Raw genomic sequence first — 26,199 nt, forward strand, 5'->3', positions numbered from 1 at the left:
CCCAAGCCAAAGGCCGTAAAACCGATGCGGAAATTTCTCTCTGTTGATAAATGTCTCGATCTGTTGCGAGTTATCCTGACCGGACCACAGGTCCTGGCCTTTTTGCCAGCCATCTGTCTGGCAGCGTTCTGGTTGGGTGGTGAACGTGCCCTTTTCATGGCGGCGCTTGGCCTGCCGCTTATGTTTGCCGCAACCGGAATATGGGGCAGCCGGTCCTACACCGCCCATAGCGCGGGAATGCGCCCCAGCGGCCTGGTGACTCATGATGTTTTTCAATCCGAACTGCAGATTTTGAATGAGACAGCGCGTAGCAAAGGCGAGAATGCCGCATGCATCGCTATAGCTCTGGACGATTTTGCCGACCTTCTGGATCTGCACGGGCAGGCCGCAGCCGATCATGCAAAACAGCAATTCCGCGATCGCGTTCTTTCGATCATTCGCAATCATGACATCTTTTGCCAGATTGACCAAAATCGGTTTTTGATTGGTCTTAATCCCTCACCGCATCTGGATCTCGAAGCCTGCATTCAAATGTCAGGCCGCCTGCAAAGCGCCGTCGAAGAACCGCTCTTATTAAACGGAGTTGGCGTGTATCAGTCCTGCTCGATCGGGTTTTGTCTACTGTCGGATCTGCGCCAGGCTGAAGCTGATGAATGGATAGGGGCCGCCACGGCTGCCCTTGCCGAGGCCCAGAGAAGCGGGCCTTCGACAATCCGCGCCTATTCAACGGCAACCCGCCGGCGATCTCTGGTTCGAGCCAACTTGCGCAAAGAGTTCGAGGCTGCATTGGACAATGGGGAAATCCGGCCCTGGTTCCAGCCTCAAGTGTCCACTGACACTGGCAATATTACCGGGTTCGAAGCGCTTGCACGGTGGGAGCATCCTGGCAAAGGTGTGCTTGGCCCTCAGGTATTCTTGCCCTTCGCAGAACAAGCCGAACTGATGGGGCGGTTGGGTCAGGTCATGCGCCACCACGCCTTCGAGGCCCTGCGCACTTGGGATAGCGCCGATGCGATCATTCCTCGGATAGGTATCAATTTCTCGTCTGATGAACTTCGCAATCCCAACCTGATTGATCGATTGAAGTGGGAACTGGATCAGTTTGAACTGACACCAGACAGATTGGCGGTCGAGATTCTGGAAACCGTGTTCTCGCGCCGACCCGATGACGTGATAACGAGAAACGTGACAGGCATGGCGACTCTTGGGTGTTGTATCGATCTGGATGATTTTGGAACTGGTCATGCCTCGATCGCGTCAATCAAACGATTTAACGTTTCGCGTATCAAGATCGACCGGACCTTTGTGGCAAAATCCGACCAGGATCCTAGTCAGCAGCAGCTTGTCAGCGCGATTCTAACGATGGCTGAAAGGTTGAATCTTGAGACTCTTGCGGAAGGTGTCGAAACCCCGGGTGAGCACGCATTGATGGCACAGTTGGGCAGCAATCACGTGCAGGGGTTCGGAATTGCCAAACCGATGCCGTTCGAACAGACGATGCAATGGATCACTGCCCATCGTAATCAGCTTAAAAGCGCGCCCAGGATCGGCGGCAATATGGGATGAAATCGGTCATTTCATTGCGCCAAATCCGTTACTGCGGCGATTTATGAGGCGATTCCGCTTGACCTTTGGGGCTGCACTCTGTTGAACCCACCGGGTGTGTTTCACTGCTCAAGGTGGCTGTCCCCGATGGACGATCAGAATAAGAACCTCATCCTTGCAACTGCGCTCAGCTTTTTGGTGATCCTTGTCTGGTTCGTCCTGTTTCCACCGCCCGAACCATCGGTGACACAGGAAGAGGCTGAAATTACCGCCCTTGAAGGGGACGAGGTGCAGACACCCAGTGCCACCAGCACTGTTGGTGAAGCAACCGCAACCGCCGAAGAGACTCTGCCAGAGGAACAAGCCCCTCGGGTGCAAATCGACACGCCCCGCCTGGAGGGCAGCCTGTCCCTGTCGGGCGGGCGGATCGATGAGCTGTTCTTGAAAGACTACAAGGTTTCGATCGAAGAAGGAGCGCCCATTGTCGAATTGCTGTCTCCGGTCGGGTCGGAATCAGCATATTACGCCATTTATGGATGGGCCCCAGGCGCAGGCCTGGCAGGTGCGGACGTTCCCGGCCCCAATACGCTATGGACATTGGAGCAGGGAGAGAAACTGGGTGTAGACAGCCCCATCACGCTTGCCTGGGACAATGGCAATGGCCTGACCTTCCGCCGGATCATCTCGGTCGATCAGGATTACATGTTCACCGTGACCCAATCGGTCGAAAACGCGACCCAGTCCGAGGTGGGCATGGCCCCTTATGGCATTCTCGCCCGGCACGGTATTGGCGAAGATGGCGATCTTCCGGGCCTGAAGAATTTCTTCATCTTGCATGAAGGCGTGATTGGCATGTCGGATGGCACACTGTCCGAGGTCGATTATGGCGATGTCCGCGATTTCGATATCGACCCGAATGAGAGGGCCCAGGCCGAGGTCTATCAGGTCAAGGAAGATGGATGGATCGGATTCACCGACCATTACTGGATGACTACACTGATCCCCGAACCCGGGTCAGCTTTCAAAGCAGCCGCCAAATACGACTCGCGCCGCAAAATTTATCAGACCGAGACGGTCCTGCCGACACTGACTGTCGCCCCAGGTGAAACCGCCGAGGTCACAACCCGCCTGTTCGCCGGTGCCAAGGAATGGGAAGCCATTCGTGAATATCAGGCTGAAGGCGTGCAGAAATTCATCGACAGCATCGACTGGGGCTGGTTCTTCTTTCTGACCAAGCCGATCTTCTGGCTGCTGCACAACATCAATGCTCTGATCGGCAATATGGGCTGGTCCATCATCGGCCTGACCTTGATCATCAAGGCAATCCTCTTCCCGCTGGCCTTCAAATCCTACGTCTCGATGGCTAAAATGAAGGAACTGCAGCCGCAGATGGAGGCGTTGAAAGAAGCCGCAGGAGACGACCGCCAGAAGATGCAGCAAGGCATGATGGAGCTTTACAAGAAAGAAAAGGTAAACCCGGCCGCTGGCTGTTTACCAATCCTGATGCAGATTCCGATCTTCTTCTCGCTATACAAGGTGATCTTCGTCACCATCGAACTGCGCCAAGCCCCCTGGTTTGGCCCGTTCCAGGACCTCAGCGCGCCGGATCCGACCTCGATCATGAACCTGTTCGGCCTGTTGCCCTGGGCTGGCCCACAACCGGAAACGTTCATGGCGCTGATCTTCATCGGCATCCTGCCGCTGTTGCTGGGTATCTCGATGTGGCTGCAGCAAAAGCTGAATCCGGCACCAACCGATGCGACGCAGGCGATGATCTTTGCCTGGATGCCTTGGGTGTTCATGTTCATGCTGGGCAGCTTTGCCAGCGGGCTGGTGGTGTACTGGATCGCGAACAACACGATCACATTCACCCAGCAATATCTGATCATGCGCAGTCAAGGCTACAAACCTGACGTATTCGGAAACATCAAGTCTGGTTTCAAGCGCACCCCAAAGACGGATGACAAATGAGCGGAACAGTAACCGCTTTGTGGCGGCACCCGATAAAAAGTCACGGGCGCGAAAGCCTTGATCACATCACCATGACCCCCGGGCAGACCATGCCCGGGGATCGTATTTGGGCGGTTGCGCATGAGGCATCCAAAGCGGATGGGTCGGAATGGGTACCCTGCAACAATTTTAGCCGCGGCGCGAAGGCGCCTCAGTTGATGGCAATCTCAGCGCATCTACAGGGTGACACGGTCACGCTGCGCCATCCCAACCGCCCCGATCTGAGTTTTGAGCCCGACACGCAACAAGACAAATTTCTGGACTGGGTGAGGCCACTGATGCCGACAGACCGGGCCGCCTCGGCCCGCATCATCCGCGTTCCCGGTCGCGGGATGACCGATAGCGATTTCCCATCGATCAGCCTATGCAATATGGCCTCGCACCGTGCGGTCGAGCAGAAATTGGGCCGTGATCTTTCGATTGCACGTTGGCGTGGCAACATCTGGTTCGATGGCCTGCCACTGTGGGAGGAATTCGACTGGCTGGGCCGCAATATACGAATTGGCGAGGTGATCTTTCACATCCGTGAACGCATAACGCGTTGTTTGGCCACGACGGCCAACCCCGAGACGGGTGAACGCGATGCCGATACGCTGGGCGCGCTCGGCAATTGGAATCATCAGGATTTCGGGGTCTACGCTGAGGTTCTGCAAGGCGGCAGCATCCGCCCCGGCGACGAGGTACAGGTACTGTGACCGCTCTTCGTTTTCCATTGGCCGAATCCCCTGACGCATTCGCAACAGAAACCGGGCGCAAACTGTTTGCCGGACCATCCGAGTTCGTCAAAGGCGTGGTCGCCATGGACGGCCTGCCCGCACCTGACCGGCTGGAAGTCTGCTTCGCAGGGCGCTCAAACGTGGGCAAGTCCAGCTTAATCAACGCGCTGACTGGGACCAAAGGGCTGGCGCGTGCATCAAACACGCCGGGCCGCACACAAGAGATCAACTTTTTCACTCAAGGACCTGAGCTCTATTTGGTTGACCTGCCGGGATATGGTTACGCCAATGCGCCAGTCAAGGTCGTCGAAAAGTGGCAGCGGTTGCTGAAAAAATATCTCAGCGGCCGTCAAACCCTGCGCCGCGCCTTTGTGCTGATCGACTCGCGCCACGGGGTAAAGCCGGTCGACGCAGAGATTATGAAGCTGCTGGACACCAGCGCTGTCACGTTTCAATGCGTTCTGACCAAAGCCGACAAGGTAAAATCCAACGACCGCGAGAAAGTGCTGCAGCAGGTACGCAGTGCGCTTGCCAAACACCCCGCAGCCTTCCCCGAGATCGTGTTAACATCATCGGAGAAAGGCGACGGAATTCCCACCCTGCGCTCGATCATCGCGCATCTGGAATAGCTTGGCTCTTGGCAGCACCGTTCAAAGACCCTAACACGGGTGCCCAAAGGGACCTCAGCCATGAAGACAAGAGATATGAATCGGGATTGGATCGCCACCGCAGCCACCTTGAACAGCGCCCTGCCCTACCTGCAGCGCTATGACGGGGCCATCGTTGTTATGAAGCTGGGTGGACACGCCATGGGCAGCGACGAGGCGATGGAAAGCTTTGCGCGCGACGTTGTTCTGATGCGGCAAGTCGGTGTAAACCCCGTCATAGTGCATGGCGGCGGTCCTATGATCAACGCCATGCTGGGCAAGCTGGACATCCAGTCGGAATTTGTCGGCGGCAAGCGTGTGACCGACAAAGCCACTGTTGAGGTGGTCGAGATGGTTTTGTCCGGCCTTGTAAACAAGCGTATCGTACAGGCGATCAACAGTCAGGGCGGCTCGGCTGTGGGTTTGTCGGGCAAGGATGCAAACCTGATGATTTGCGATCAGACCGATCCATCGCTGGGATTTGTGGGCTCACCGTCCAAGATGAACCCAAAGGTTCTGCATGACCTGTTCTCACATGACGTGATCCCCGTGATTGCCCCGCTTGGTGCGGGCCAGAATGGTGAAACGTTCAACGTCAACGGCGATACCGCGGCTGGCGCGATTGCCTCGGCACTTAAAGCAGATCGCCTTCTGCTGCTCACTGATGTTTCAGGCGTCAAGAATGCCGCCGGAGAGGTCGTGACCGAACTGAAAGCCGGTCAGATCCGTGAGATGACGCTGGAAGGCACAATCGCGGGTGGAATGATCCCCAAAACAGAAACCGCGTTGGACGCGCTTCATAGCGGTGTTCGGGCAGTGGTAATACTGGACGGGCGCGCGCCAAATGCGGTGTTGCTCGAACTGTTTACGGAACACGGTGCCGGATCCCTGATCCGCCCGGATTAACGCCATAGTGATCTTCGACATCTTGCACCGGGCATTAACATGCCCGATTGTGAATGTATGGAGAACGAGCCCCTATTTCGTCTGAGCGTGTTTCTTGCTCTGTTTGTTGTGTTTGCGGCGGCAGAGACAATTGCGCCAAAACGCTTACGAACCTGTCCGCGAAAAAATCGGTGGCTAACCAATCTATCAATCACTGTTTTGAACACACTGATGCTCAGGACTATGGCGATTGGGTTGCCCTTATTGGCAGTTGGCGCTGCAATTGATGCCGGGAAAAATGGATTGGGCGTTTTTAATTGGCTCGCCTGGCCAGGTTGGGTTGAGCTTATTTTTTGTGTGCTGATTCTGGACTTTGCAATCTGGCTACAGCATCTGATTACCCACAAGGTGCCAATCCTTTGGCGGCTACATCGTGTGCATCACGCCGACCGAGACATGGACGTCACTACTGCAGTCCGCTTTCACCCTGTTGAAATCGCGTTGTCCATGATCCTGAAAATCGGGCTAATCTATCTGCTCGGCGCCAGCGCCCTGGCTGTGATCCTGTTCGAGATCCTTCTTAATGGCACAGCGTTGTTCAATCATTCAAACTTGAAGCTCCCCCTTGCCGTTGACGCTGTGGTACGTAGGGTTCTTGTGACACCCGATATGCATCGCGTACATCATTCGGTATTCCGAACAGAGCATGACAGCAATTATGGCTTTGCACTGTCTATCTGGGATCGGATGCTGGGGACTTACATCGCACAACCTCGGGACGGGCACGAACAAATGAGCGTGGGATTGGAATGGCAGGACGATCGACCAACAAAACTGGGCTGGAGCCTGGCTCTGCCCTTCCGCCGTCGATGACCTACACCAATGTCGAACGAGCAGCCACTCAGGTTGGGCTGATAGTTATGGGTGCACAACATCCGCGCGTGTCGGGAGCCAAACAACTGGACGGCGGCACATTGATCCTGCTGGGGACGGCAGGAGCGTTCTGGCCCACTCTGACTGCATCGCCTGAGTGGAAGGATGGTCAACCCGATCCTGTAGACCGATGGTCAAAGCGAGTTATTGGCAAACTGGCACAGGACCTGTCGGCCGCAGCACACTATCCATTTGGCGGCCCACCTTACGCGCCATTCATTGATTGGGCACTAAACTCCGGGCGCACGTTCAGCAGCCCGGTAGGGGCACTGGTGCACGATACTGTGGGAATGATGATTTCATTCCGTGGCGCTTTGCATTTCACTGGGGAATTTATGATCCCGCACAACTTACAGGAATCTCCATGTGTTGAATGCCCCGCCCCTTGCGCGACCACCTGTCCGGTAGAAGCGCTGAATACGCACAGCTTCTACGATGTGGCCGCCTGCAAAGGATATCTGGGTACTGAAGCTGGACAAGACTGCCTGAACGATGGGTGTATCGCGCGGCGCGCCTGCCCTGTCAGCGCAGGTGCCGAGCGTCAACCCGAACAGTCGGCGCATCACATGAACGCCTTTTTTTCATCATGACCCGAACTCTGATTCTGACCCGCCATGCGAAATCCAGTTGGCAAGATCCATTTGTCCAAGATCACGACCGGCCAATAAACAAACGCGGACGAAAGTCGGCTACTGAGATCGGCCGCTGGTTACAAAGCAATGGTTGGTTACCAGATGAAGTCATCAGCTCAACAGCACAACGCACGCGGGAGACATGGAACCGGTTGGGGCTAAGCGCATCAAAGCTGTCCTTTACCCCCGGCCTCTACCTTGCCGGGCCCGATCAAATGTTTGAGGCGCTTTCGTCGGCTTCGGCAAAGACCGTGCTCATGCTAGGCCATAATCCCGGTATCGCAGAGTTTGCACACCGATTAGTACGCCAAGCCCCGAACCATCCGCGATTCTACGATTATCCGACTGGCGCAACGACAGTCATCCACTTTAGAGCACCAGATTGGACTTCGGTTCGTTGGGGAAGTGGTGAAGTCGTTGGATTTACAATCCCACGCGAATTGCTCGAATAAAAAAGGCGGGGTAAACCCCGCCTTTCTGATCTTCTGGTCTCGGTTCAATGACCCAGAATTTGGCTTAGGAACAGTTTGGTCCGTTCGCTCTGAGGGTTGTTGAAGAACTCTTCCGGTTCGTTCTGTTCCACGATCTGGCCTGCGTCCATAAAGATCACACGGTTGGCAACCTGACGTGCAAAACCCATCTCGTGGGTCACACACAGCATGGTCATGCCTTCCTCGGCCAGTTCGATCATGGTGTCGAGCACTTCTTTGATCATCTCGGGGTCCAACGCCGATGTCGGTTCATCAAACAACATGATCCGCGGCATCATGCAGAGCGAGCGGGCAATCGCCACACGCTGCTGCTGACCACCCGAAAGCTGGCCGGGATATTTCAGCGCCTGATCCGGGATTTTCACCTTTTCCAGGAAATGCATCGCACGCTCTTCGGCCTCTTTCTTGGGCGTTTTACGTACCCAGATCGGGGCCAGCGTGCAGTTTTCCAGAATGGTCAGATGCGGGAACAGGTTGAAGTGCTGGAACACCATGCCAACTTCGGACCGGATCTTGTCGATGTTCTTGAGGTCATTCGAAAGTTCCGTCCCATCCACGACAATCGTGCCTTGCTGGTGCTCTTCCAGCGCGTTCAGGCAGCGGATCAGGGTGGACTTACCCGACCCGGACGGCCCCGCGATCACGATCCGCTCGCCCTGATTGACGGTCAGATTGATATCGCGCAGTACGTGGAAGGATCCGTACCACTTGTTCATGCTGTTGATTTCGATGGCGACCTCGTCGCTCACCTGCATCTTGGTGCGGTCGATTTCGCGGTCAATTGCAAGTTCAGACATATGTTGAACTCCTTAATGATGATCCGTGGCAAGGCGACGCTCGAGCCACTGGGAATATTGAGAGATGCCGTAGCAGACGACGAAGAACAGAAGCGCGGCAAAGCCCAGAAGCTCCCAATAGACGCCGTTCCATTCGGTCGACGCCAGGATGGGACCCCGGATCATGCCCACCAGATCGAACATTGAGATGACCGAAACCAGTGTGGTGTCCTTGAACAGGCCCACGGCCACGTTCACGATACCGGGGATCGAGATCTTCAGAGCCTGCGGCAGGATGATCAGACGCATCGCCTGCGGGTAGTCCAGACCCAGACTGTCTGCTGCCTCGTACTGTCCGCGCGGTAGCGCTGCCAGACCGCCGCGGATCACCTCGGCGATATAGGCGGCCGAGAACATGGTGATCATGATCACAACGCGCAGGAACAGGTCGACCGTGCTGTCAGGCGGGAAGAAATACGACAACATCACCGAAGCCACAAACAGCAGTGTGATCAAAGGCACACCACGGATGAATTCGATGAAGATGACGCAGACCCACTTGATCAGCGGCATGTTCGACTGACGGCCCAGCGCAAGTGCGATTCCTAACGGGACAGACAACGATACGCAGGCCAAGCCCAGCATCATGTTGAGCATGAAGCCACCTAGATCGCGGCTGGGAACAGCGGAAAGCCATGCCCCCTCGGACGCATCCTCTGGGATCAACGCACCGCCAAGCTTCCAGACGATCAAGGCAACGATAATGGCCCCGAAGAATCCAGCGGCAAAACTGTTCTTCCCGAGCTTCTGAAAAACAGCACCCGCAGCAACGCAGCCAAGTAGCGCTACGAAGGGAACTAAGATCGTGCCACCCCAAATCAGCCAGAAGGCAATAAAGGGATAGAGGGCTGTAAAGATCAGGAGTTTGCGCGGTAGGTCAAAGAACAGGACCGGTGCAACCGCCGCAAGCATCAGTACGAATGCCAGATTAGGCCGCCAATACGCATCGGTGGGATATTTGAACCCGTAGATAAGCTGAGGCCAGCGTTCGGTCAGAACCGCGAAACACGCACCTGTTTTACCGGCGAGAATCTCTCGGCATTCCGCAAGCGAGTTCGCGTTCCACACTCCATTCAGGATCCATGGCAACGTGTTCTTCAGAAGCACATAGATCAACATCAGCGACAGGACAGTCAGGATTGTATTGGTTGCGCCTGAGAAAAGATTCTCTCGCAGCCACTTCACAATACCGGTCTGGTTCGCTGGTGGTGGTGACGGAGGAATGGTGCCATCGGCCACAAATGCGATCGGGTTTGTTGTTTGATCAGCCATGGCTCAGCGCTCCTTCAACTTGACGGATGCGTTGTAGACGTTCATCACCATTGAGATTAGCAGCGAAGCGGTCAGATAGAACAGCATCAGCAACAGAACACACTCGATCGCACGACCGGTCTGGTTCAGCGTGATGCCACCCAACGTTGCGGTAATATCCGCATAGCCCACGGCAATCGCCAGCGACGAGTTCTTGGTAATGTTAAGATACTGCGAAATCAGCGGCGGGATGATCACCCGCAGCGCTTGCGGCAGGATCACCAGATTCATGATTCGCCCGGGGCGCAAACCCAGTGCAGCTGCAGCTTCGGTTTGACCTTTCGAGATCGCCTGAATACCCGCGCGAACGTTTTCCGCGATGAAGGCACCGGTATAAATCGACAAGGCAAACCACAAAGCGATCAGCGGGCCACCGATTTTGATACCACCGCTGAAGTTAAAGCCCTTCAGCTCGGGAATGTTCCAAGTCAGACCCATCACCGCCATCAGCAGCGCAAAAGGCACCAGCCAAACGGCCAGTTTCACAAGGCCGGTTTTCGGACGCTCACCAGTTTGTTCCTGCTTCAGCGTGGCGCGTTTTTCAATTTCGCGAGACGCAAACCAAGAACCGACCAAAAACACGATCACCACAACCCAATTCAGAATTGTGGCGCTGAACAAGCCATTGGCGAATTCCGGACGCGGGATATAGACACCACGGTTGGTGAAAGCGAACAAGTCAAACAACATGCTGGATGTTGGGTTATCGCCGCGGAAGGCTCTGGGCCCTGGCAATACTGCTGTCATGATGGTGAAGATGATGATGATCCAGATCAGGACCGGGATGTTCCGGAAGATCTCGACATAGACGGCCATCAACTTTGACACCAGCCAGTTATTCGACAGGCGCAATACGCCCGCTATCACACCAAACACCGTGGCGGTAACACAGGCCAGAACAGCGACAAGCAGCGTATTGAGAATTCCAACAATAGCGGCGCGCCCATGCGAAGACTGGCTGTCATATTCAATCAAACGCTGGTTAATGTCGTACCCCGAAGGGTCGCCCAGAAATGTGTAGGAAATGTTGAGGCCAGCGGCCCTGAGGTTCTGGATCAGGTTGTTGCCAAGATACCAGATGGAAAGCGCAATAACGACGGCCGCAATCACCTGAAATGTCAGTGAGCGATAGCGGGTGTCGTTTATGAGCATAGACAACCGAAAGTCAGCTTTCGGCGGGTCAGTCATAGTTGACATATTTAGGAATCCCCGTGCTTTTCGAGCGCTTCATTGTCGGCGGGGTTCTCCCCACTCTTGAGCAACTCGTAGCATTCTGATGAGAAAAGGGCGCAGGTTGCCCTGCGCCCTTTCCAATGGATTTTAGCGGAACGGCGGCGAATACAGCAAACCACCTTCGGTCCACTGTGCGTTCAGGCCGCGAGCCAGACCAATCGGAGTTTCTTCACCGATGTTCTTGGCGAAGACTTCGCCATAGTTACCACCAGCTTTAATCGCCTTGGCGGCCCAGTCAGCGTCCAGACCCAGCATTTCGCCCAGAGTACCTTCGGTACCCAGCAGACGGTTCACTTCCGGGTTGTCACCTGCGCCGGCGCTCAGCTCATCGATATTGGCCGAAGTCACGCCCAGCTCTTCAGCCGAAACCAGAGCGTTCAGAGTCCAGCGGACAACGTCGCCCCACTCGTGATCGCCGTGACGGACCAGCGGGCCCAGAGGCTCTTTCGAGATGATTTCGGGCAGCAGGACGTGGTCACCAGGGTTTTCGAACGTGGCGCGAGTAGCAGCCAGGCCCGATGCGTCGGTGGTGTAAACGTCACATGCGCCAGCCAGATACTGCTGCTGTGCTTCGGCGTTGGTTTCGATCGGAACCGGCTCATAGCTGATGTTGTTCGAGCGGAAGAAGTCCGCCAGGTTCAGCTCGGTTGTGGTGCCGGTCTGGATGCACACGGTTGCGCCGTCCAGTTCCTTGGCCGAGCTTACGCCCAGCGCTTTGGGAACCATAAAGCCCTGACCGTCGTAGTAGTTCACGCCGACGAATTCGAACTTCAGGTCTACGTCGCGGCTGAATGTCCAAGTGGTGTTACGAGCCAGCATGTCGATCTCACCCGAAGCCAGCGCGGTAAAGCGAGTCTTGCCGGTGGTCGGAACAAATTCAACAGCGCTTGCATCGCCCAGTACAGCGGCTGCAACAGCACGGCACAGTGAGACGTCAAAGCCCTGCCATTCGCCATTCGCGTCGGGTGCAGCAAAGCCGACCAGACCGGTGGTCACACCGCAGTTCAGCTTGCCGCGTGCTTTGACATCGTCAACAGTCCCCGCCGCAGCTGCGCCAGCAGCCAGGCCGGCAATGGTTGCCATGCCCAAGATTACGGATTTTTTCATTTTTACCTCTTCCTGATTTTCCATCCCTTTATGGGACGGTTCGATCCGGCACTATGCGCGCCAGAAAGGTTACCCAAAAGGTGTCTCCCCTTTAGTGGCCCGAGTTTGGGCGTATTCATCAACAAACGTCAAGGGCTGGATCAGGGAAAACGATTGATCAATTTGGGCAAAAAGGGGCGCAAAATCACGATTCGAGCTCAAAAAGTCTCAGATCGAGATGTCGAAGAAACGCTTGGCATGCAAAAACGCTGCTTTTTTTACTTCGGCTGCAGCGTGTGCCTCGTCATCATGACCCCACTGTTCGATCTGCCACAGCTCATCCAATCGAGAAATATGCCAGATCTCATCTGCCGCTCGCCAATCCAAAGCCGCAGCAAATCCAAGAATCAATGATCCGGACAGACTGACAAGATCGTGAAACGCCGCCAACTGAAAGGCATTGAGCGCATGCACCCGGTCGCGCAACGTTTGCAGCGTTTCTGTGTCTTGCGGTTGATGCACCACGCCCACGCGCGAAATTAATCGTGCGCCCAGCGCGTCGGCAGCCCAATCCAAAGCAGGGTCCCAATCATTTGCCTGCCGGTTCTGCAAAGCCTCGGGGTGCGTCGCCCGATAGCACAACAAATCCGAATCGCCATAATCTGCTAACATATCAGCGACCTCACCATGCTGATGCTGCACCTTGTCGATCGCCGCGTTGGCCGAACGGGTGAAAGGCATCGTGGTCGGATCGACCTCTTTTTCCTGCGCATCCCATTCATCGGCAATGGCCTGCGCCATGGCATGCGTGGGAAGGACCAGCGCAGCTTTTGCCGGTGTCTTGACACGACGACCATCCAACTCAACCGTGTAACCGTTGTCGATCTCAACGACCGCGCCTGAGGTCCAGAAGCGTTTTGGTTTCCAGTCGCTCATATTTTTCAGTCCCAGATGTTGGCCAGTGTCACTGGCAATTCTTCGAAGCTCTCGATCACGTATTGAGCAGTGCTCAGGGCTAATCGATCATGGTATCCCCAGCTTACTCCGATACCTGCGACCTGCGCGGCAACAGCCATTTCCATGTCAAAACTGGTATCGCCTACCATGACCGAATGAGCGGCCCCCACGCCGGTTTCAGCCAGCGCGGTTTCGATCATCGATGGATGCGGTTTTGACGGGTGATGATCGGCCACCTGCCGAGTGATGAAATATTGCTCCAACCCATGCGCCTCTAACAGCGCATCCAGTCCGCGCTTTGATTTCCCGGTCGCAACCCCCAGCAGCACCTCGGGCATTTCATGGAGTGCCTGAATTACTTCCCGAGCGCCCGGATAAAGCGGCGAGCTGGCTGCGCCCTGCTCTAACCGTTGCGCGTGATAGGCCTGTTTGTAGCCATCAACCAGCGCGTTCTGCGCCAGATCTGACTGATCTGACGCAAGACGTGCCATCGCATGGGGCAGAGACAAGCCAACGATGGACAGGATTGCGTTTCGGCTTGGCACTGGCAAAGACTGCGCCTGAAAGCTGGCAGTCATCGCCGACACGATGGCGCCCTGACTGTCGACAAGCGTGCCATCCACGTCGAACAAAACCAGCCGTAAGGGCGCACTCATCGCAGCTGCTCGAACGGATCGTCGGATGCCAGATCCTCGGTCCAGCCGAGCGTATCCCAACTGTGTTTCATGTGGTCTGGCAATGGGGCTGTAATCGTGATGGGTTTTCGTGTTTCCGGATGCTCAAATGACAGACTGCGGGCGTGCAGGTGAAGTTTCTTGCTGATGATGCCGCCCAGCTGAGCCCCCCAACCATCGCCGAGGTTTTCCTGTCCCGAGCCACCGTATTTTCCATCTCCGATGATAGGGTGGCCGATCGCTGCCATATGCGCACGCAGTTGATGTGTCCGGCCGGTTACCGGCTCCATTGCAACCCATGCGGCCCGGCCCGCCACACGGTAGAGCGTGGCATAGAGCGTATGCGCGCGTTTTGCGCCGGGCGTATCGTTCACTTCGCTCGGATGAACAGCGATCATCTTCTCGCCTTCGCCCTGTTTGCCATGCCCCGGAGCCTTGACCAGACCGGTCTTGATCTCTCCCAGATAAGGCGTCGGCACCCCTGCAACGAGCGCCCAATAAATCTTTTGGGTGTTGCGATGCCGGAACGCTGCGGTCAGCCCCTTGGCGGCTTCGCGCGTGCGGGCCATCAATAGCACCCCAGATGTGTCCTTATCCAACCGATGCACAAGGCGCGGGTTCTCATCGTACCCAAAGCGCAACGCTTCTGACAGGCTGTCCACATGGCGCGTCTGACCGCTTCCGCCCTGCACCGGCAGCCCATGTGGTTTGTTCAGCGCCAGCACGTGATCGTCCTTATAGATCACGCAAGACTGGATCATCTTTGCGTCGGCGTCCGAGACACGGTGCTTTACGACTGCCGGCTTATGGTCCGCATCCGGTAGCGGGGGCACACGCACGGACTGCCCGACCTCTAATCGAGTCGCGGCTTTGACCCGCCCGCCATCAACGCGCAGCTCACCCTTGCGACACATCTTCTCGATCCGGCCTTGGCTGACATGGGGAAACAGCCGGCGCAGCCAACGATCCAACCGCTGTTCGCCATCGCCCTCAGCTACGGTGATCACCTGTACGCCGCTCATGCCATTGCCCCTTTTTCCGCGCGGCTGATCCGCCCGGATTGTGCTTGTTTCAGTGCCTTAGAAATCATGCGCGTCTGTCGCGCGCATCGGGTGCAGAGTCAAGCCTAGCCCGGATTGCGCTGCGTTCTCAGTTTGGCAAAGTACTCCAACCGTTTTTTTAGTTCTCGCTCAAAACCGCGCTCGACCGGCTGATAGAGAACCGGGCGCTTCATATCATCCGGGAAATAGTTCTGACCCGAGAACCCATCTTCGGCATCGTGGTCATAGGCGTAACCTGCCCCATATCCCTGATCCTTCATCAGCGATGTCGGTGCGTTAAGAATATGTTTGGGCGGCGGTTCACTGCCCGATTGTTTTGCCAACCGCATCGCTGCCTTGTACCCCACATAAGCCCCGTTCGATTTTGGAGCGAGCGCCAGATACACCAACGCTTGTGCCAGTGCCAATTCGCCCTCGGGCGAGCCCAGCCGTTCGTAGGTTTCCCAGCTATGAAGACAGATTGATTGCGCCTGCGGATCGGCCAGTCCGATATCCTCGACCGCCATTCGCGTGATCCGGCGTGCCAGATAGCGCGGGTCTTCACCCCCTGTCAGCATCCGCGCGAACCAATAGAGCGCTGCGTCCGGATCCGATCCACGCACAGATTTGTGCAGGGCCGAAATAAGGTTGTAGTGCTCGTCCCCCGATTTGTCGTATTTCGCTGCCCGCCGCATCAGACGCGTCGACAGCGCATCAGAATCCAGTGCGGTTTCCACGGTCCAGGCGGCAACCTGTTCGATCAGGTTCAACAGCGCGCGCCCGTCGCCATCCGCCATTTCCTGCAGCGCTTCGCGCGCCGCAGGGGTTAGGGGCAAGGCACGGTCCAGCTCTTTCTCGGCCCGTTGGGTCAAGCGTTCAAGATCAGCGAGGCTGAGACGTTCCAGCACCAGCACCTGAGATCGGCTGAGCACCGCTGCGTTCAATTCGAAGGACGGGTTTTCAGTGGTCGCGCCGACCAGAAGGATCGTGCCGTCTTCCATATGCGGCAGAAACCCGTCCTGTTGCGCTTTGTTGAAGCGATGGATTTCGTCAACGAACAGCAAAGTGCCCTGCCCGTTCTGACGGCGGATCTTGGCGGCTTCGAACACCTTCTTCAGATCCGGAACACCGGTAAAGATAGCACTAATCTGTACGAAATGCAGATCAGTTTCCTGCGCGAGCAACCGGGCAATCGTCGTCTTTCCCACACCCGGTGGTCCCCAAAAGATCAGGCTCGACAGGCTTCCAGAAGCCAGCATCACTCCCAACGGAGCATCCTGGCCCAACACTTGTTCCTGCCCGATCACCTCGGATAAGGATTGCGGACGCAACCGATCTGCTAGCGGTCTGTGCGGCGAAGCCGTGGGTTCGCTCGACCCTGTATCAAACAGATCACTCACGGATCACATCCGGAACCGCAATGAGATTGTCCGCCCACCGCGTTCAATTTGAACCTGAACCCGGCGTCCCGGGTCGGTCAGAACCTGAACAACATCCTCTGGCACGTCAATCTTGCCGCCGTTTATAACCTCAAGCACATCCCCCGCACGCAAGCCCGCCCGCGCGCCGTATTGTCCGGGATCGACGACAACAACACCTGTTTGAGACAGCTTCAATCCCAGACGCACAATGACCGCCGGATTGACCCCGGACACTGTAAGCCCTGGCAGCGCGGTATCTTCGCCCAAAGTCGTCTCGTTCGCGGCAGGCGTTTCGGGCGCTCGGATCAATGCAACTTCGATATCAGCACGCTCCTCACCCCGTAGCCGTGTCAGCACGGATTTGCCACCCACCCCGGCAACCACCATGCGAAACTTCATCTCGGCTGGAGAATTCACCTCATCCCCATCCACATGCGTGACTACATCGCCTACCCGCAAGCCCGCTTCGGCCAGCGGACTAAGCGCATGAAGGTCCGACACCACAACGCCCATCGGGATGACCAATCCTAAAGACTCGGCAATATCCGCGCTCATGTGCTGACCGGCCATACCGGCCCAAGGGCTGACGAAGCTTGCATTCCCTGCCCGCGCCTGCCGTAGAAATTCCGCCACCAGATTGGCCGGAATTGCAAATCCGATGCCGTTTGACCCTCCTGACCGGGTCAGGATCGAAGTATTGATGCCGATCAAATCCCCATTCACATCGATCAGTGCACCACCGGAATTACCGGGATTGATCGCAGCATCGGTTTGGATGAAATATCCACGTGCATTACCCGTCGCCGTGCCGGTCCGCGCCAATCCCGAGATTATCCCTGAAGACACAGTTTGCCCGACCCCAAACGGGTTCCCGATCGCAAGCGCCAGTTCACCTACTTCTACATGATCGGAGTCGCGCAGATGCAGAAAAGGTAGCTCGCCCGCCTCCTCCAGCCGCAGGATGGCAATGTCGCTTTCCTTATCGCCCAGCACAACCTTGGCCGAATACTCACGACGGTCCGTGGTCACCACCCGTATCTCTGTGGCTGTCCCAACCACGTGATAATTGGACACGACATAGCCGTCTTCCGACAAAACGACGCCCGATCCGAGCGAGTTCTGAATACGTTGACGGGGCTCCCCAAACCCCCGACCAAAGAAGTCCTGAAAGAACGGGTCTGAGAACAGCGAATTGGTTCGACCTTCCCCTATGATCTTGGCATAGATATTTACCACTGCCGGGGCAGCTTTCCGAACTACCGGGGCAAAACCCAGTCCAATCTCGGCCTGTGATTGGGGCACTCGCGTTTCAGCTGAGGCAGTCGCAACCACCACCATCAGGCATATCACTAGAATACTGCGGATCATGTGACCTCCAATCAGGAATGATCGAAGATATGCGAAGCCCGCGCCATGAATGCAAGAGCCGATGAACTGTGCGACCGCGACTAGCTTAGTCGACACACTGCAGGCATAGGCGTGGCCGATAATTCCCGTATCTGAACCTCAAAACAGAAAAACCTCCGCACGGTTGCCCGAGCGGAGGTTTATTTCCGACCAAATGGTCAGAATTTATTATTCGTCTGCAGCCTCTTCAGCAGCAACGCGGGCTTTGTCAGCTGCGCCTTTGGCATCGACGTCACGATCAACGAATTCGATGATCGCCATCGGAGCCATGTCACCGTAGCGGAAGCCAGCTTTCAGGATGCGGACATAGCCGCCCTGACGCTCGGCGTAGCGGGGGCCCAGAACTTCGAACAGCTTTGCGACGTCTTTGTCTTCTTTCAGCTGCGAAGCGGCCTGACGACGGGCGTGCAGGTCGCCGCGCTTGCCCAGAGTGACCAGCTTTTCGATGATCGGGCGCAGTTCTTTTGCCTTGGGCAGAGTTGTTTTGATCTGCTCATGCTCGATGAGCGAGCCAGCCATGTTCGCAAACAGAGCCTTGCGGTGCTCATGAGTACGGTTCAGGCGGCGGTAACCACGTGCGTGACGCATTTTCTAGTTCCTTCTTTCGCGTTTTGCTTTGTCTGGCCGGCGATGCGTGTCACCGGCTCTCCTTGGGGCGGAAGTGCCCATTTGGTCCCCGGATAGTCCCAATTCGGGCCGGGCATTTGGGAAGACGCGCTTAGAACGCGTCTTCGAATTTCTTCGCCAGATCTTCGATGTTGTCGGGCGGCCAGTCCTCGACATCCATGCCGAGGTGCAGACCCATGCCGGACAGCACTTCCTTGATCTCGTTCAGCGACTTGCGGCCGAAGTTCGGGGTGCGCAGCATCTCGGCTTCGGTCTTCTGGATCAGATCGCCGATGTAAACGATGTTATCGTTCTTTAGGCAGTTTGCCGAACGGACAGACAGTTCCAGCTCGTCCACTTTCTTAAGCAGCAGCGGGTTGAACTCCAGACCATCGTCTTCGTCCTGGCGGCCAGCCGATTCCGGCTCGTCGAAGTTGACGAAGATTGACAGCTGATCCTGCAGGATGCGTGCGGCGAAGGCCAGCGCGTCTTCCGGCGTGATCGAACCGTCGGTGTCGATCTTCAGGGTCAGCTTGTCATAGTCCAGAACCTGACCTTCACGGGTCGGCTGAACGTCATAGGCAACCTTTTTGACCGGCGAATAGATCGCGTCGATCGGGATCAGACCGATAGGCGCGTCTTCGGGCTTGTTCTTCTCAGCCGAGACGTAGCCTTTGCCGGTGTTGACGGTCAGTTCCATGAACAGGTCAGCGCCATCGTCGAGGTGGCAGATGACGTGATCGCGGTTCAGAACCTCGATGCCGGCGCTTTCGCTGATGTCGCCCGCAGTGACAACGGCAGGGCCTTTGGCATTGATCGACAGGCGCTTGGGGCCTTCAACTTCCATGCGCAGCGACACGCCTTTGAGGTTCAGGATGATGTCGGTGACGTCTTCACGTACGCCTGCGACCGAGGAGAACTCGTGCAGGACGTTGTCGATCTGAACGCTGGTGATGGCCGCGCCTTGCAGCGAGCTCATCAGAACGCGACGCAGCGCGTTGCCCAGAGTCAGACCAAAGCCACGCTCCAGCGGCTCAGCAACCAGGGTTGCCTGACGCGCGGGGTCGTTGCCCGGCTTGCCGTCAAGCTGGGTCGGCTTGATCAATTCTGCCCAATTCTTATGGATCATGTAATCCCTCCATTCCTGTCCGCGCCCCATGACCAACAAGGTGCAGACGCCCGAGGTTCAAAATGACGTGCTGGGGCCGTGCAAAAACACGGGCCCCAGCCTAATTCAAAATCGCTTAGACGCGACGACGCTTCGGCGGACGGCAGCCGTTGTGAGCGATCGGTGTCACGTCGCGGATCGACGTAATGTTGAAGCCCACTGCAGCCAGCGCGCGCAGAGCCGATTCACGGCCCGAACCGGGGCCCTGAACTTCGACTTCCAGCGTCTTGACGCCATGGTCCTGCGCCTTTTTGCCTGCGTCTTCTGCAGCCATCTGAGCGGCGTAGGGTGTCGATTTCCGCGATCCTTTGAAGCCCATGGTACCGGCAGACGACCACGAAATGGCGTTGCCCTGTACGTCCGAGATCAGGATCTTGGTGTTGTTGAAGGTCGAGTTCACATGGGCAACGCCCGATGCGATGTTCTTGCGCTCTTTGCGCTTGATGCGAGTCTTATCGCGTGCCATCGGTCAGACCCTCCCTTATTTCTTCTTACCGGCAATGGCCTTTGCGGGGCCTTTGCGAGTACGAGCATTGGTGTGGGTACGCTGACCGCGAACCGGCAGGTTGCGGCGGTGACGCAGACCGCGATAGCAGCCCAGGTCCATCAGACGCTTGACGTTCATCTGAACTTCACGACGCAGGTCACCTTCAACGGTGAAGTTCGCATCGATGTGCTCGCGGATGGCCAGAACTTCGGCGTCGGACAGTTCGTTGACGCGACGGTGCGCTTCAATGCCTACGGCTTCGCAGATCGCTTTGGCCGAGGTGTTTCCGATACCGGTGATATATGTGAGGGCGATTGGTACCCGCTTTGCAGTCGGGATGTTTACGCCGGCAATACGTGCCACGTGTCACTTTCCTTTTTGTTGCGGTTCCGTAACTCCGGAACCTTTTTTCACAACACTTGACCGTGGCAGTGACGCCAGAGGGTCCAGTATTATTCGAGGTGGTCGGGGCATTTGGGACGAATCCCCCATGCGATCTTGATTCCCCTTAGGGATGGGGGTCGATATGGGCTTTTGGCGGTGCCGTCAAGCCCATATTTATATCAGCCAAGAACCGCCTTAATCGAAGCGGTGACTTCCTTGATATCCGCCAGCCCATTCACCGGGCGCAGATCGCCTTTGGCGTAGTAATAGCCAATCAGCGGAGAGGTCTTCTTGTAGTATTCCATCAAGCGCGTGCGCAGGCTGTCTTCGTTGTCGTCGGCACGACGGACGAAGTCATTTTCCTTGCCGCAATTGGTGCATTTGCCATCCGCAGGAATCGGCTTGGTGTTGTCGTTGTAGACCTCACCACATCCGCCACAGGTTGACCGCGCCGTGATCCGGTCCACCAGCGCGTCATCGTCCACGCGCATCTCGATCACCGTATGCAGTGACTGGCCCAGCTTGGTTAGCAGAGCCGATAGGGCATCGGCCTGTGCCAGCGTCCGAGGGAAGCCGTCAAAGATGAAACCGGCGCCTTTTTCGGTGGTCAGTTTCTCTTCGATCAGGCCGATCACGATCTCGTCGGTGACCAGCTTGCCCGCGTCCATGATCGCAGCAACCTTCTGGCCCATTTCTGTGCCCGAGGTTTTGGCCTCGCGCAGCATGTCTCCGGTGCTCAGCTGCACCATACCGCGGGTTTCAACCAGGTGACGCGCCTGCGTTCCTTTGCCTGCCCCCGGGGGGCCGAGAAGAATGATGTTCATCGACGAGCAGCTCCCTTTCTGCCGCGTTTCTTGCCTTTGCCGCGCAGTTGGGACTTTTCAATCAGCCCTTCGTATTGATGCGCCAGCAGGTGGCTCTGGACCTGTTGGATGGTGTCCATGGTCACAGAGACGATAATCAGAACCGAGGTGCCGCCGAAATAGAACGGGATGGCAAACTGGCCCCGCAGAATTTCAGGCAACAGACAGACCGCCGCCAGATAGGCCGAACCCAGCACCAGCACGCGGTTGACCACGTATTCCAGATACTCAGAGGTTTTCTTGCCCGGACGGATACCCGGTACAAAACCGTTCTGCTTTTTCAGGTTGTCCGCCACATCGTCCGGTTTGAACGACACGTTGAACGTGTAGAAATAGGCGAAGAACACGATCATCGAAGCGAAAAACAGCAGGTACAGCGGCTGACCGGGACCGAAGTTCGCCAGCAGCCACGACATGACCGGGCCATTTGTGGCGCCCGACGAGAAAGTCGAGATCGTCACCGGGAGCAGCAGCAGCGAGCTTGCAAAGATCGCCGGGATCACGCCCGCCGGGTTCACTTTGACCGGCAGATGGCTGGAGCCGCCTTCATAGACTTTCATACCGGCCTGACGGCGCGGGTATTGGATGTGGATCTTGCGCAGAGCCCGCTCCATGAACACCACAAAGGTGATCACGGCGATGACCATGATGATTACACCAACGATCACGGCAGGGCTGATCGCGCCACTGCGGCCACTGGCAAAGAACTGCGCCAGAGCAGCCGGAACCTCGGCGATAATGCCGACGAAGATGATCAGAGAGATACCATTGCCGATGCCGCGTGCAGTGATCTGCTCACCCAGCCACATCAGGAACATGGTGCCGCCGACCAGAGTGATCATAGTCGACATACGGAAGAACAGGCCCGGATCAGTGGCCAGATCACCCGATTCCAGCGAAACGGCCAGACCATAAGCCTGAACGGTGGCCAGAGCCACGGTGCCGAAACGGGTGTATTGGTTGATTTTCTTGCGGCCCTGCTCGCCCTCTTTCTTGAGTTGCTCAAGCGCGGGAACCATCGATGTCAGCAGCTGTACGATGATCGAGGCCGAAATGTAGGGCATGATGCCGAGGGCAAAGATACCCATCCGCCCCAGCGCCCCGCCGGTGAACATCGAAATCATGCCGCCGATGCCCTGCCCCGCCTGCTCCATGAACTCGCGCAGGGCTGCACCGTCAATGCCAGGCACCGGAATGAAGGTGCCCAGACGATAGACGATCAGCAATGCAAGCGTGAACAGGATGCGGTTGCGCAGATCGGTGGCTTTACCAAGGGCAGCCCAGCTTGTGTTGGCTGCCATTTGTTCTGCTGCTGATACCATAAATCGGTCTCTCTGATGAAAACACCGCCCGGAACCGTTTTCCGGCTCGGGCGGCGTCTTGGAAAACTCTGTGGTCTATGTAAGCGGGTCTTGACCCGCTCACAAGCGCTTACTCTGCCGCAGCCGCTTTTGTGACCGTAAGTGAGCCGCCCGCTTTCTCAACCGCCTCAACAGCAGCTTTCGAAGCACCGGTTACTTCCAGGTTCACTTTGGCGCTGATCTCGCCTTTGGCCAGAACGCGGACACCGTCCAGCTTGCGACGGACCAGACCGGATGCAACCAGCGCGTCCTCGGTGATCGCAGCTTTGGCGTCCAGCTTGCCGGCGTCGACGAATTTCTGGATCAGGCCCAGATTGATAACGGCGAATTCCTTGCGGTTCGGCTTGTTGAAGCCACGCTTGGGCAGGCGCTGATACAGCGGCATCTGGCCGCCTTCGTAGCCATTGATGGCCACACCCGAACGGGATTTCTGGCCTTTGATACCACGGCCACCCATCTTACCTTTGCCGGAACCGGGACCACGGCCAACGCGGGTGCGTTTCGGTGCGGCGCCTGGGTTGTCGCGCAATTCGTGCAGTTTCATATCGCTTCTCCTTAGCCGGATGTGACCCCCGAAGCGTGATGGGCCAACCACGGCATTTCTTGGTTTTGATTCTCGTGGATGGAAATCCACCGGAGCGCTCTACAGCGTTGCACGCTCAGTTGCAAGTATTGTTCAATCACATCCCCAATACCAAAAGAGGCGCCATATTGGCGCCTCTTCAACGGTGAGTGGTTGGGGTGTTACCCGCAGTAGGCATGCTCGCGCGCGATATCCGCGATATCGCAGCGACGAATACCGATATCATCCAGTTCGCGGTTGGTCAGACGCTGAAGCTCGGTATAGGTGCGGTTGTATTCCATCGCTCGGGCGCGGTTTTCTTTTACGCGCTCGATAAAATTAGCAATTCGGGCGCTCAGGTTGAAGCCGCCATGTGTCAGTGTAGCTGTATGTGCCATATCATTATTCCTTTCGAATGTCGGGGCGTATTCCCCGATGTCACTTGATTTGTTCCTTCATTGGACAAGGGGGAGATAGGCGCGCTCGATACCGCTAACAACGCGTGTTTTGGTCTAGCCGGTATGCAAAAACTGAATGGCGGGGTGAGTTTGATACTTATTGCGCAATTTGGCTGCCATTTGTTGCGCTCACAGCACCGGTTCGCATTAGCCGTCGTCTACAGACAATGCGAGCTGCCATCTTTGTTCTGCGACCTTAATGTCAGGGCTTGGTTACGAAAATACTGTACACAATTCGCACCCGTCGAAATGTGATTGAGCCCAGACTGAATATCCTAATTGCGATCCATTCCTGGGCTTGTATCTTTATCTTACGAGACGCGGCCCATACTCGGCATATTCTTCCCAAATGGGGGTGGTATCACACACTCTCATCTCTGCTTCCGAGGTGCCGGTAATAGAACCCAAAGACTTCATGGTAATGCCTTCGATCTTCTTGGCTCTGGCATGAAAATAGATGTCACCCTCTGTCCAGACTGTTCCACCATAGGAAGAAAAGTTTGCGTTGGCATAAAACCCGCCCATACTGATAATGCTGGCTTCGCCGCCCGGCGCGCAGTCGTCATCCTTGCCCATCTGTAATCCTGAATGCGAATAGACAGATTGTGCGGAGGTGTTGGTTGTGGCAATCGTTGCATCCCCCAACACAACGTTCGAGGAAAACTCGATTTTGCAATCGGTTACCATCGAGAAGTTCTCATAAGTACCCGACTTGAAGGTAATAGTGCCGCCGGAACATGCATGTTTGTAGGCCTTTCCGGAAGTGATATCTTCAGGGCGTATCTCCATTACAGAAATCGTATCCTCCGCCACTTCGGTGACGGTCGAAGGCGTAAACGCACTGGTGCCTGTTTTCAATTCGTCGATGATTGTAGGAATTTGGCTAAGTGAGGAAAAATCGTACCAACCTTCGGTCCGTGCATTGTCAAGGTTTGCGTTTGTCGCAAAGCCTGAATCAGGAAGGCGAAGATCTTCAGCATGAGGCATCGAGACTTTGGCACCCATGATATTTGCATCATAGTTGTCCGGCGTGAAATAGTTATTCGACCTCAGACTGACATATTGGTTGGAATGCATACAAAAGCCAGGCCCATAGAAGTTCTGGGAATCAACTGTAAGGGGCCCTTGAGCCAAGAGACCTTGATACGAACATGGCTTGAGCTTCATCGCATAGATTGCTTCGCTAGCCACGTCAAAGCTGTCAAAACCAATTATAGACAAAATGAAGTTCAGAGTTGGATTGCCTCGGTCCTGCGTCATTCCCGCATAGACATGCACGGCTTCGGTCGCGACGGGCGATGATACAAAAGTGCGCTTATCAAAATCCCAAGTTCCAAATGTGAAATCGGCTGATCTTACCGCAGTATCCATATTTGTTCTGGGCAACATCTTGGTCAGTACAGCAAGGCCCTCTGCCCTTGCGTCCGTGGCACTCTTGGTCTGACGCGCCAACAACGCCGCATGAGCGGAAGAATCCGCCGCGTTCTGTAGCCTTTGATTATCGGCTTGGCGCTTTTGGAAATCGATCGCTAACCCCCCCAAGACCACCAATATAATGCAAAAGTACAGAGACAGAATTGTGGCCGATCCGTCTTCGTCACTCAGGAAAAAACTGGCGAGATGTTCAGAGAGTTTCATCTCAAAACTCCACGAGATGGTTGCTTGTTACGTCGATCTCAACTCCGCTGAATGTATTGCGTAAAAACTGCATTGGCATCAGATCAACTGCTGGAACTTGCACTGATGCAGTCGCCATCTTGAACGATTTTGACACATCAACAGTGACATTGGCACCTAGGTGCGAGAGCTGGTTCGATAAATCTAGTTCTGCTTCTGCATCGTCGCGGTAAAGACCCAGTGAGTGCTCTCTCGATACCGTTTGGACAACGCGCAAAATTAATGATTCCTGCACAAAAACCATCGAGACATTTAAGGCGAAAATCATCAAGAAAAAGAACATCGGAATCCAGATCATAGCCTCTACAGTGAAAGAGCCAGACTCGCAGTTCCAGAATTCCGACATGCGCCGCTTCGAGTTAGAGAATATTTTTTCGTGCAGTTTTGACATTGAACAACTTTTTACACTAGCTACTTCACAAACTGCACCTTGGTTTGCAGTTTCAGCCATTTCTCGGTCCTTTCTCAACAAAGACTCTTTGGTCGAATCGTTTTCAACCCTGACTTGCAGAGAGAGTTTGCCCGAAAGCTATTAAACACCATTTGAACACACCGTTCATATTCAATTAACATTGAGTGTTTTTCGTGCACAATTAACCGTGTTCATCAAAGTTTTCTGCTAAAAACGCTTGATTTCCTAAGGTTATCGAAGTTCCGAGAAATCTCTTTTTTTATCGGTTCGCCCAGTGAATTATTAGTCTGGCGACCTTGGAGCGCACTCAATCCACTTGGCAGGAATTGACCGAGGCGTGCACAGAATAGGTGTCAATCAAACTATCGTTCCGATGAAATGTAACCGTCATCATCAT

The 26,199-nt window shown here is 55.7% G+C and carries 27 protein-coding genes; 8 read left to right on the plus strand and 19 right to left on the minus strand.

What is annotated here, in order from left to right; all coding sequences use genetic code 11:
- Window positions 1–24 precede the first annotated feature (24 nt).
- The 8 genes from ACR0KN_RS06800 (at window position 25) to ACR0KN_RS06835 (ending at window position 7,820) form a co-directional block, all read left to right on the plus strand.
- The gene (locus tag ACR0KN_RS06800) at window positions 25–1,566 is read left to right on the plus strand and encodes an EAL domain-containing protein (RefSeq protein ID WP_480652350.1); all 1,542 of its coding nucleotides are present in this window, start codon (window positions 25–27) and stop codon (window positions 1,564–1,566) included.
- A gap of 126 nt (window positions 1,567–1,692) precedes the next feature.
- On the plus strand, window positions 1,693–3,516 hold the full coding sequence (yidC, locus tag ACR0KN_RS06805; protein WP_480652352.1) for a membrane protein insertase YidC: 1,824 nt from the start codon (window positions 1,693–1,695) through the stop codon (window positions 3,514–3,516).
- Complete coding sequence (locus ACR0KN_RS06810; RefSeq protein ID WP_319546266.1) at window positions 3,513–4,250, plus strand: MOSC domain-containing protein; 738 nt, start codon at window positions 3,513–3,515, stop codon at window positions 4,248–4,250. The genes yidC and ACR0KN_RS06810 overlap by 4 nt, the downstream gene beginning before the upstream one ends.
- On the plus strand, window positions 4,247–4,900 hold the full coding sequence (gene yihA / locus ACR0KN_RS06815; RefSeq protein ID WP_480652354.1) for a ribosome biogenesis GTP-binding protein YihA/YsxC: 654 nt from the start codon (window positions 4,247–4,249) through the stop codon (window positions 4,898–4,900). The genes ACR0KN_RS06810 and yihA overlap by 4 nt, the downstream gene beginning before the upstream one ends.
- A gap of 60 nt (window positions 4,901–4,960) precedes the next feature.
- Window positions 4,961–5,824, plus strand: coding sequence for an acetylglutamate kinase (gene argB / locus ACR0KN_RS06820; RefSeq protein ID WP_480652356.1), 864 nt, complete (start codon window positions 4,961–4,963; stop codon window positions 5,822–5,824).
- A gap of 57 nt (window positions 5,825–5,881) precedes the next feature.
- Entirely contained in the window at window positions 5,882–6,676 is a 795-nt protein-coding gene (locus ACR0KN_RS06825) for a sterol desaturase family protein (protein ID WP_480652358.1), read from the plus strand.
- Entirely contained in the window at window positions 6,673–7,326 is a 654-nt protein-coding gene (locus tag ACR0KN_RS06830) for a ferredoxin (RefSeq protein WP_480652360.1), read from the plus strand. The genes ACR0KN_RS06825 and ACR0KN_RS06830 overlap by 4 nt, the downstream gene beginning before the upstream one ends.
- On the plus strand, window positions 7,323–7,820 hold the full coding sequence (locus ACR0KN_RS06835; RefSeq protein WP_480652362.1) for a SixA phosphatase family protein: 498 nt from the start codon (window positions 7,323–7,325) through the stop codon (window positions 7,818–7,820). Before ACR0KN_RS06830 ends, ACR0KN_RS06835 begins: the two co-directional genes overlap by 4 nt.
- Before the next feature lie 44 nt (window positions 7,821–7,864).
- Here the strand turns inward: ACR0KN_RS06835 and ACR0KN_RS06840 are convergent, their stop codons facing one another.
- The 19 genes from ACR0KN_RS06840 to ACR0KN_RS06930 form a co-directional block, all read right to left on the minus strand.
- Window positions 7,865–8,656, minus strand: a complete 792-nt coding sequence (locus ACR0KN_RS06840) for an amino acid ABC transporter ATP-binding protein (protein WP_420586084.1) — start codon at window positions 8,654–8,656, stop codon at window positions 7,865–7,867.
- Between the two features lie 12 nt (window positions 8,657–8,668).
- Window positions 8,669–9,967, minus strand: coding sequence for an amino acid ABC transporter permease (locus ACR0KN_RS06845; RefSeq protein WP_170544300.1), 1,299 nt, complete (start codon window positions 9,965–9,967; stop codon window positions 8,669–8,671).
- A gap of 3 nt (window positions 9,968–9,970) precedes the next feature.
- Window positions 9,971–11,203, minus strand: coding sequence for an amino acid ABC transporter permease (locus tag ACR0KN_RS06850; protein ID WP_170478212.1), 1,233 nt, complete (start codon window positions 11,201–11,203; stop codon window positions 9,971–9,973).
- A 123-nt stretch (window positions 11,204–11,326) separates the two neighbouring features.
- Window positions 11,327–12,346 carry an amino acid ABC transporter substrate-binding protein gene (locus ACR0KN_RS06855; RefSeq protein WP_010437135.1) on the minus strand — a complete coding sequence of 340 codons (1,020 nt, stop codon included), beginning with the start codon at window positions 12,344–12,346 and terminating at the stop codon, window positions 11,327–11,329.
- A gap of 207 nt (window positions 12,347–12,553) precedes the next feature.
- Entirely contained in the window at window positions 12,554–13,261 is a 708-nt protein-coding gene (locus ACR0KN_RS06860; protein ID WP_480652365.1) for an ATP12 family chaperone protein, read from the minus strand.
- A gap of 5 nt (window positions 13,262–13,266) precedes the next feature.
- Window positions 13,267–13,938 carry an HAD-IA family hydrolase gene (locus ACR0KN_RS06865; protein WP_480652367.1) on the minus strand — a complete coding sequence of 224 codons (672 nt, stop codon included), beginning with the start codon at window positions 13,936–13,938 and terminating at the stop codon, window positions 13,267–13,269.
- Complete coding sequence (locus ACR0KN_RS06870; protein WP_170478221.1) at window positions 13,935–14,978, minus strand: RluA family pseudouridine synthase; 1,044 nt, start codon at window positions 14,976–14,978, stop codon at window positions 13,935–13,937. The genes ACR0KN_RS06865 and ACR0KN_RS06870 overlap by 4 nt, the downstream gene beginning before the upstream one ends.
- 104 nt (window positions 14,979–15,082) lie before the next feature.
- Window positions 15,083–16,396: a replication-associated recombination protein A gene (locus ACR0KN_RS06875; RefSeq protein ID WP_480652369.1), complete on the minus strand. Its 1,314-nt coding sequence runs from the start codon at window positions 16,394–16,396 to the stop codon at window positions 15,083–15,085.
- A 3-nt stretch (window positions 16,397–16,399) separates the two neighbouring features.
- Window positions 16,400–17,785: a trypsin-like peptidase domain-containing protein gene (locus ACR0KN_RS06880; RefSeq protein ID WP_480652371.1), complete on the minus strand. Its 1,386-nt coding sequence runs from the start codon at window positions 17,783–17,785 to the stop codon at window positions 16,400–16,402.
- A 207-nt stretch (window positions 17,786–17,992) separates the two neighbouring features.
- A complete protein-coding gene (gene rplQ, locus ACR0KN_RS06885; protein ID WP_010437128.1) occupies window positions 17,993–18,412 on the minus strand; it encodes a 50S ribosomal protein L17 in 420 nt (139 codons plus the stop codon).
- A gap of 130 nt (window positions 18,413–18,542) precedes the next feature.
- Window positions 18,543–19,559: a DNA-directed RNA polymerase subunit alpha gene (locus ACR0KN_RS06890; RefSeq protein ID WP_010437127.1), complete on the minus strand. Its 1,017-nt coding sequence runs from the start codon at window positions 19,557–19,559 to the stop codon at window positions 18,543–18,545.
- Window positions 19,560–19,674: 115 nt separating this feature from the next.
- The gene (gene rpsK / locus ACR0KN_RS06895) at window positions 19,675–20,064 is read right to left on the minus strand and encodes a 30S ribosomal protein S11 (RefSeq protein ID WP_010437126.1); all 390 of its coding nucleotides are present in this window, start codon (window positions 20,062–20,064) and stop codon (window positions 19,675–19,677) included.
- A gap of 15 nt (window positions 20,065–20,079) precedes the next feature.
- The gene (gene rpsM, locus ACR0KN_RS06900) at window positions 20,080–20,448 is read right to left on the minus strand and encodes a 30S ribosomal protein S13 (protein ID WP_008757392.1); all 369 of its coding nucleotides are present in this window, start codon (window positions 20,446–20,448) and stop codon (window positions 20,080–20,082) included.
- A gap of 200 nt (window positions 20,449–20,648) precedes the next feature.
- Window positions 20,649–21,293 carry an adenylate kinase gene (locus tag ACR0KN_RS06905; protein ID WP_480652374.1) on the minus strand — a complete coding sequence of 215 codons (645 nt, stop codon included), beginning with the start codon at window positions 21,291–21,293 and terminating at the stop codon, window positions 20,649–20,651.
- Window positions 21,290–22,654, minus strand: coding sequence for a preprotein translocase subunit SecY (gene secY, locus ACR0KN_RS06910; protein WP_010437121.1), 1,365 nt, complete (start codon window positions 22,652–22,654; stop codon window positions 21,290–21,292). Before secY ends, ACR0KN_RS06905 begins: the two co-directional genes overlap by 4 nt.
- 109 nt (window positions 22,655–22,763) lie before the next feature.
- Window positions 22,764–23,237, minus strand: a complete 474-nt coding sequence (rplO, locus tag ACR0KN_RS06915) for a 50S ribosomal protein L15 (protein ID WP_010437119.1) — start codon at window positions 23,235–23,237, stop codon at window positions 22,764–22,766.
- A gap of 200 nt (window positions 23,238–23,437) precedes the next feature.
- Window positions 23,438–23,653 (minus strand): DUF1127 domain-containing protein, encoded by a 216-nt coding sequence (locus ACR0KN_RS06920; protein WP_480652377.1) that lies wholly within the window; start codon window positions 23,651–23,653, stop codon window positions 23,438–23,440.
- 366 nt (window positions 23,654–24,019) lie between these two features.
- The gene (locus tag ACR0KN_RS06925; protein WP_480652379.1) at window positions 24,020–25,351 is read right to left on the minus strand and encodes a TadE/TadG family type IV pilus assembly protein; all 1,332 of its coding nucleotides are present in this window, start codon (window positions 25,349–25,351) and stop codon (window positions 24,020–24,022) included.
- Between the two features lies 1 nt (window position 25,352).
- The gene (locus ACR0KN_RS06930) at window positions 25,353–25,841 is read right to left on the minus strand and encodes a hypothetical protein (protein WP_170478247.1); all 489 of its coding nucleotides are present in this window, start codon (window positions 25,839–25,841) and stop codon (window positions 25,353–25,355) included.
- Window positions 25,842–26,199: the final 358 nt, after the last annotated feature.

It is taken from the genome of Ruegeria sp. AP7 (genome assembly GCF_056539905.1).

Coding starts and splice junctions, on each gene's coding strand:
- rplO (WP_010437119.1), bottom strand. CDS start 23,237: ATGAAACTGCACGAATTGCGCGACAACCCAGGCGCCGCACCGAAACGC.
- ACR0KN_RS06855 (WP_010437135.1), bottom strand. CDS start 12,346: ATGAAAAAATCCGTAATCTTGGGCATGGCAACCATTGCCGGCCTGGCT.
- ACR0KN_RS06840 (WP_420586084.1), bottom strand. CDS start 8,656: ATGTCTGAACTTGCAATTGACCGCGAAATCGACCGCACCAAGATGCAG.
- yidC (WP_480652352.1), top strand. CDS start 1,693: ATGGACGATCAGAATAAGAACCTCATCCTTGCAACTGCGCTCAGCTTT.
- ACR0KN_RS06865 (WP_480652367.1), bottom strand. CDS start 13,938: ATGAGTGCGCCCTTACGGCTGGTTTTGTTCGACGTGGATGGCACGCTT.
- ACR0KN_RS06835 (WP_480652362.1), top strand. CDS start 7,323: ATGACCCGAACTCTGATTCTGACCCGCCATGCGAAATCCAGTTGGCAA.
- ACR0KN_RS06870 (WP_170478221.1), bottom strand. CDS start 14,978: ATGAGCGGCGTACAGGTGATCACCGTAGCTGAGGGCGATGGCGAACAG.
- ACR0KN_RS06845 (WP_170544300.1), bottom strand. CDS start 9,967: ATGGCTGATCAAACAACAAACCCGATCGCATTTGTGGCCGATGGCACC.
- ACR0KN_RS06810 (WP_319546266.1), top strand. CDS start 3,513: ATGAGCGGAACAGTAACCGCTTTGTGGCGGCACCCGATAAAAAGTCAC.
- ACR0KN_RS06880 (WP_480652371.1), bottom strand. CDS start 17,785: ATGATCCGCAGTATTCTAGTGATATGCCTGATGGTGGTGGTTGCGACT.
- ACR0KN_RS06890 (WP_010437127.1), bottom strand. CDS start 19,559: ATGATCCATAAGAATTGGGCAGAATTGATCAAGCCGACCCAGCTTGAC.
- argB (WP_480652356.1), top strand. CDS start 4,961: ATGAAGACAAGAGATATGAATCGGGATTGGATCGCCACCGCAGCCACC.
- ACR0KN_RS06860 (WP_480652365.1), bottom strand. CDS start 13,261: ATGAGCGACTGGAAACCAAAACGCTTCTGGACCTCAGGCGCGGTCGTT.
- secY (WP_010437121.1), bottom strand. CDS start 22,654: ATGGTATCAGCAGCAGAACAAATGGCAGCCAACACAAGCTGGGCTGCC.
- ACR0KN_RS06830 (WP_480652360.1), top strand. CDS start 6,673: ATGACCTACACCAATGTCGAACGAGCAGCCACTCAGGTTGGGCTGATA.
- ACR0KN_RS06905 (WP_480652374.1), bottom strand. CDS start 21,293: ATGAACATCATTCTTCTCGGCCCCCCGGGGGCAGGCAAAGGAACGCAG.
- ACR0KN_RS06920 (WP_480652377.1), bottom strand. CDS start 23,653: ATGGCACATACAGCTACACTGACACATGGCGGCTTCAACCTGAGCGCC.
- ACR0KN_RS06925 (WP_480652379.1), bottom strand. CDS start 25,351: ATGAAACTCTCTGAACATCTCGCCAGTTTTTTCCTGAGTGACGAAGAC.
- rpsK (WP_010437126.1), bottom strand. CDS start 20,064: ATGGCACGCGATAAGACTCGCATCAAGCGCAAAGAGCGCAAGAACATC.
- ACR0KN_RS06930 (WP_170478247.1), bottom strand. CDS start 25,841: ATGGCTGAAACTGCAAACCAAGGTGCAGTTTGTGAAGTAGCTAGTGTA.
- ACR0KN_RS06800 (WP_480652350.1), top strand. CDS start 25: ATGCGGAAATTTCTCTCTGTTGATAAATGTCTCGATCTGTTGCGAGTT.
- ACR0KN_RS06850 (WP_170478212.1), bottom strand. CDS start 11,203: ATGTCAACTATGACTGACCCGCCGAAAGCTGACTTTCGGTTGTCTATG.
- rplQ (WP_010437128.1), bottom strand. CDS start 18,412: ATGCGTCACGCACGTGGTTACCGCCGCCTGAACCGTACTCATGAGCAC.
- ACR0KN_RS06825 (WP_480652358.1), top strand. CDS start 5,882: ATGGAGAACGAGCCCCTATTTCGTCTGAGCGTGTTTCTTGCTCTGTTT.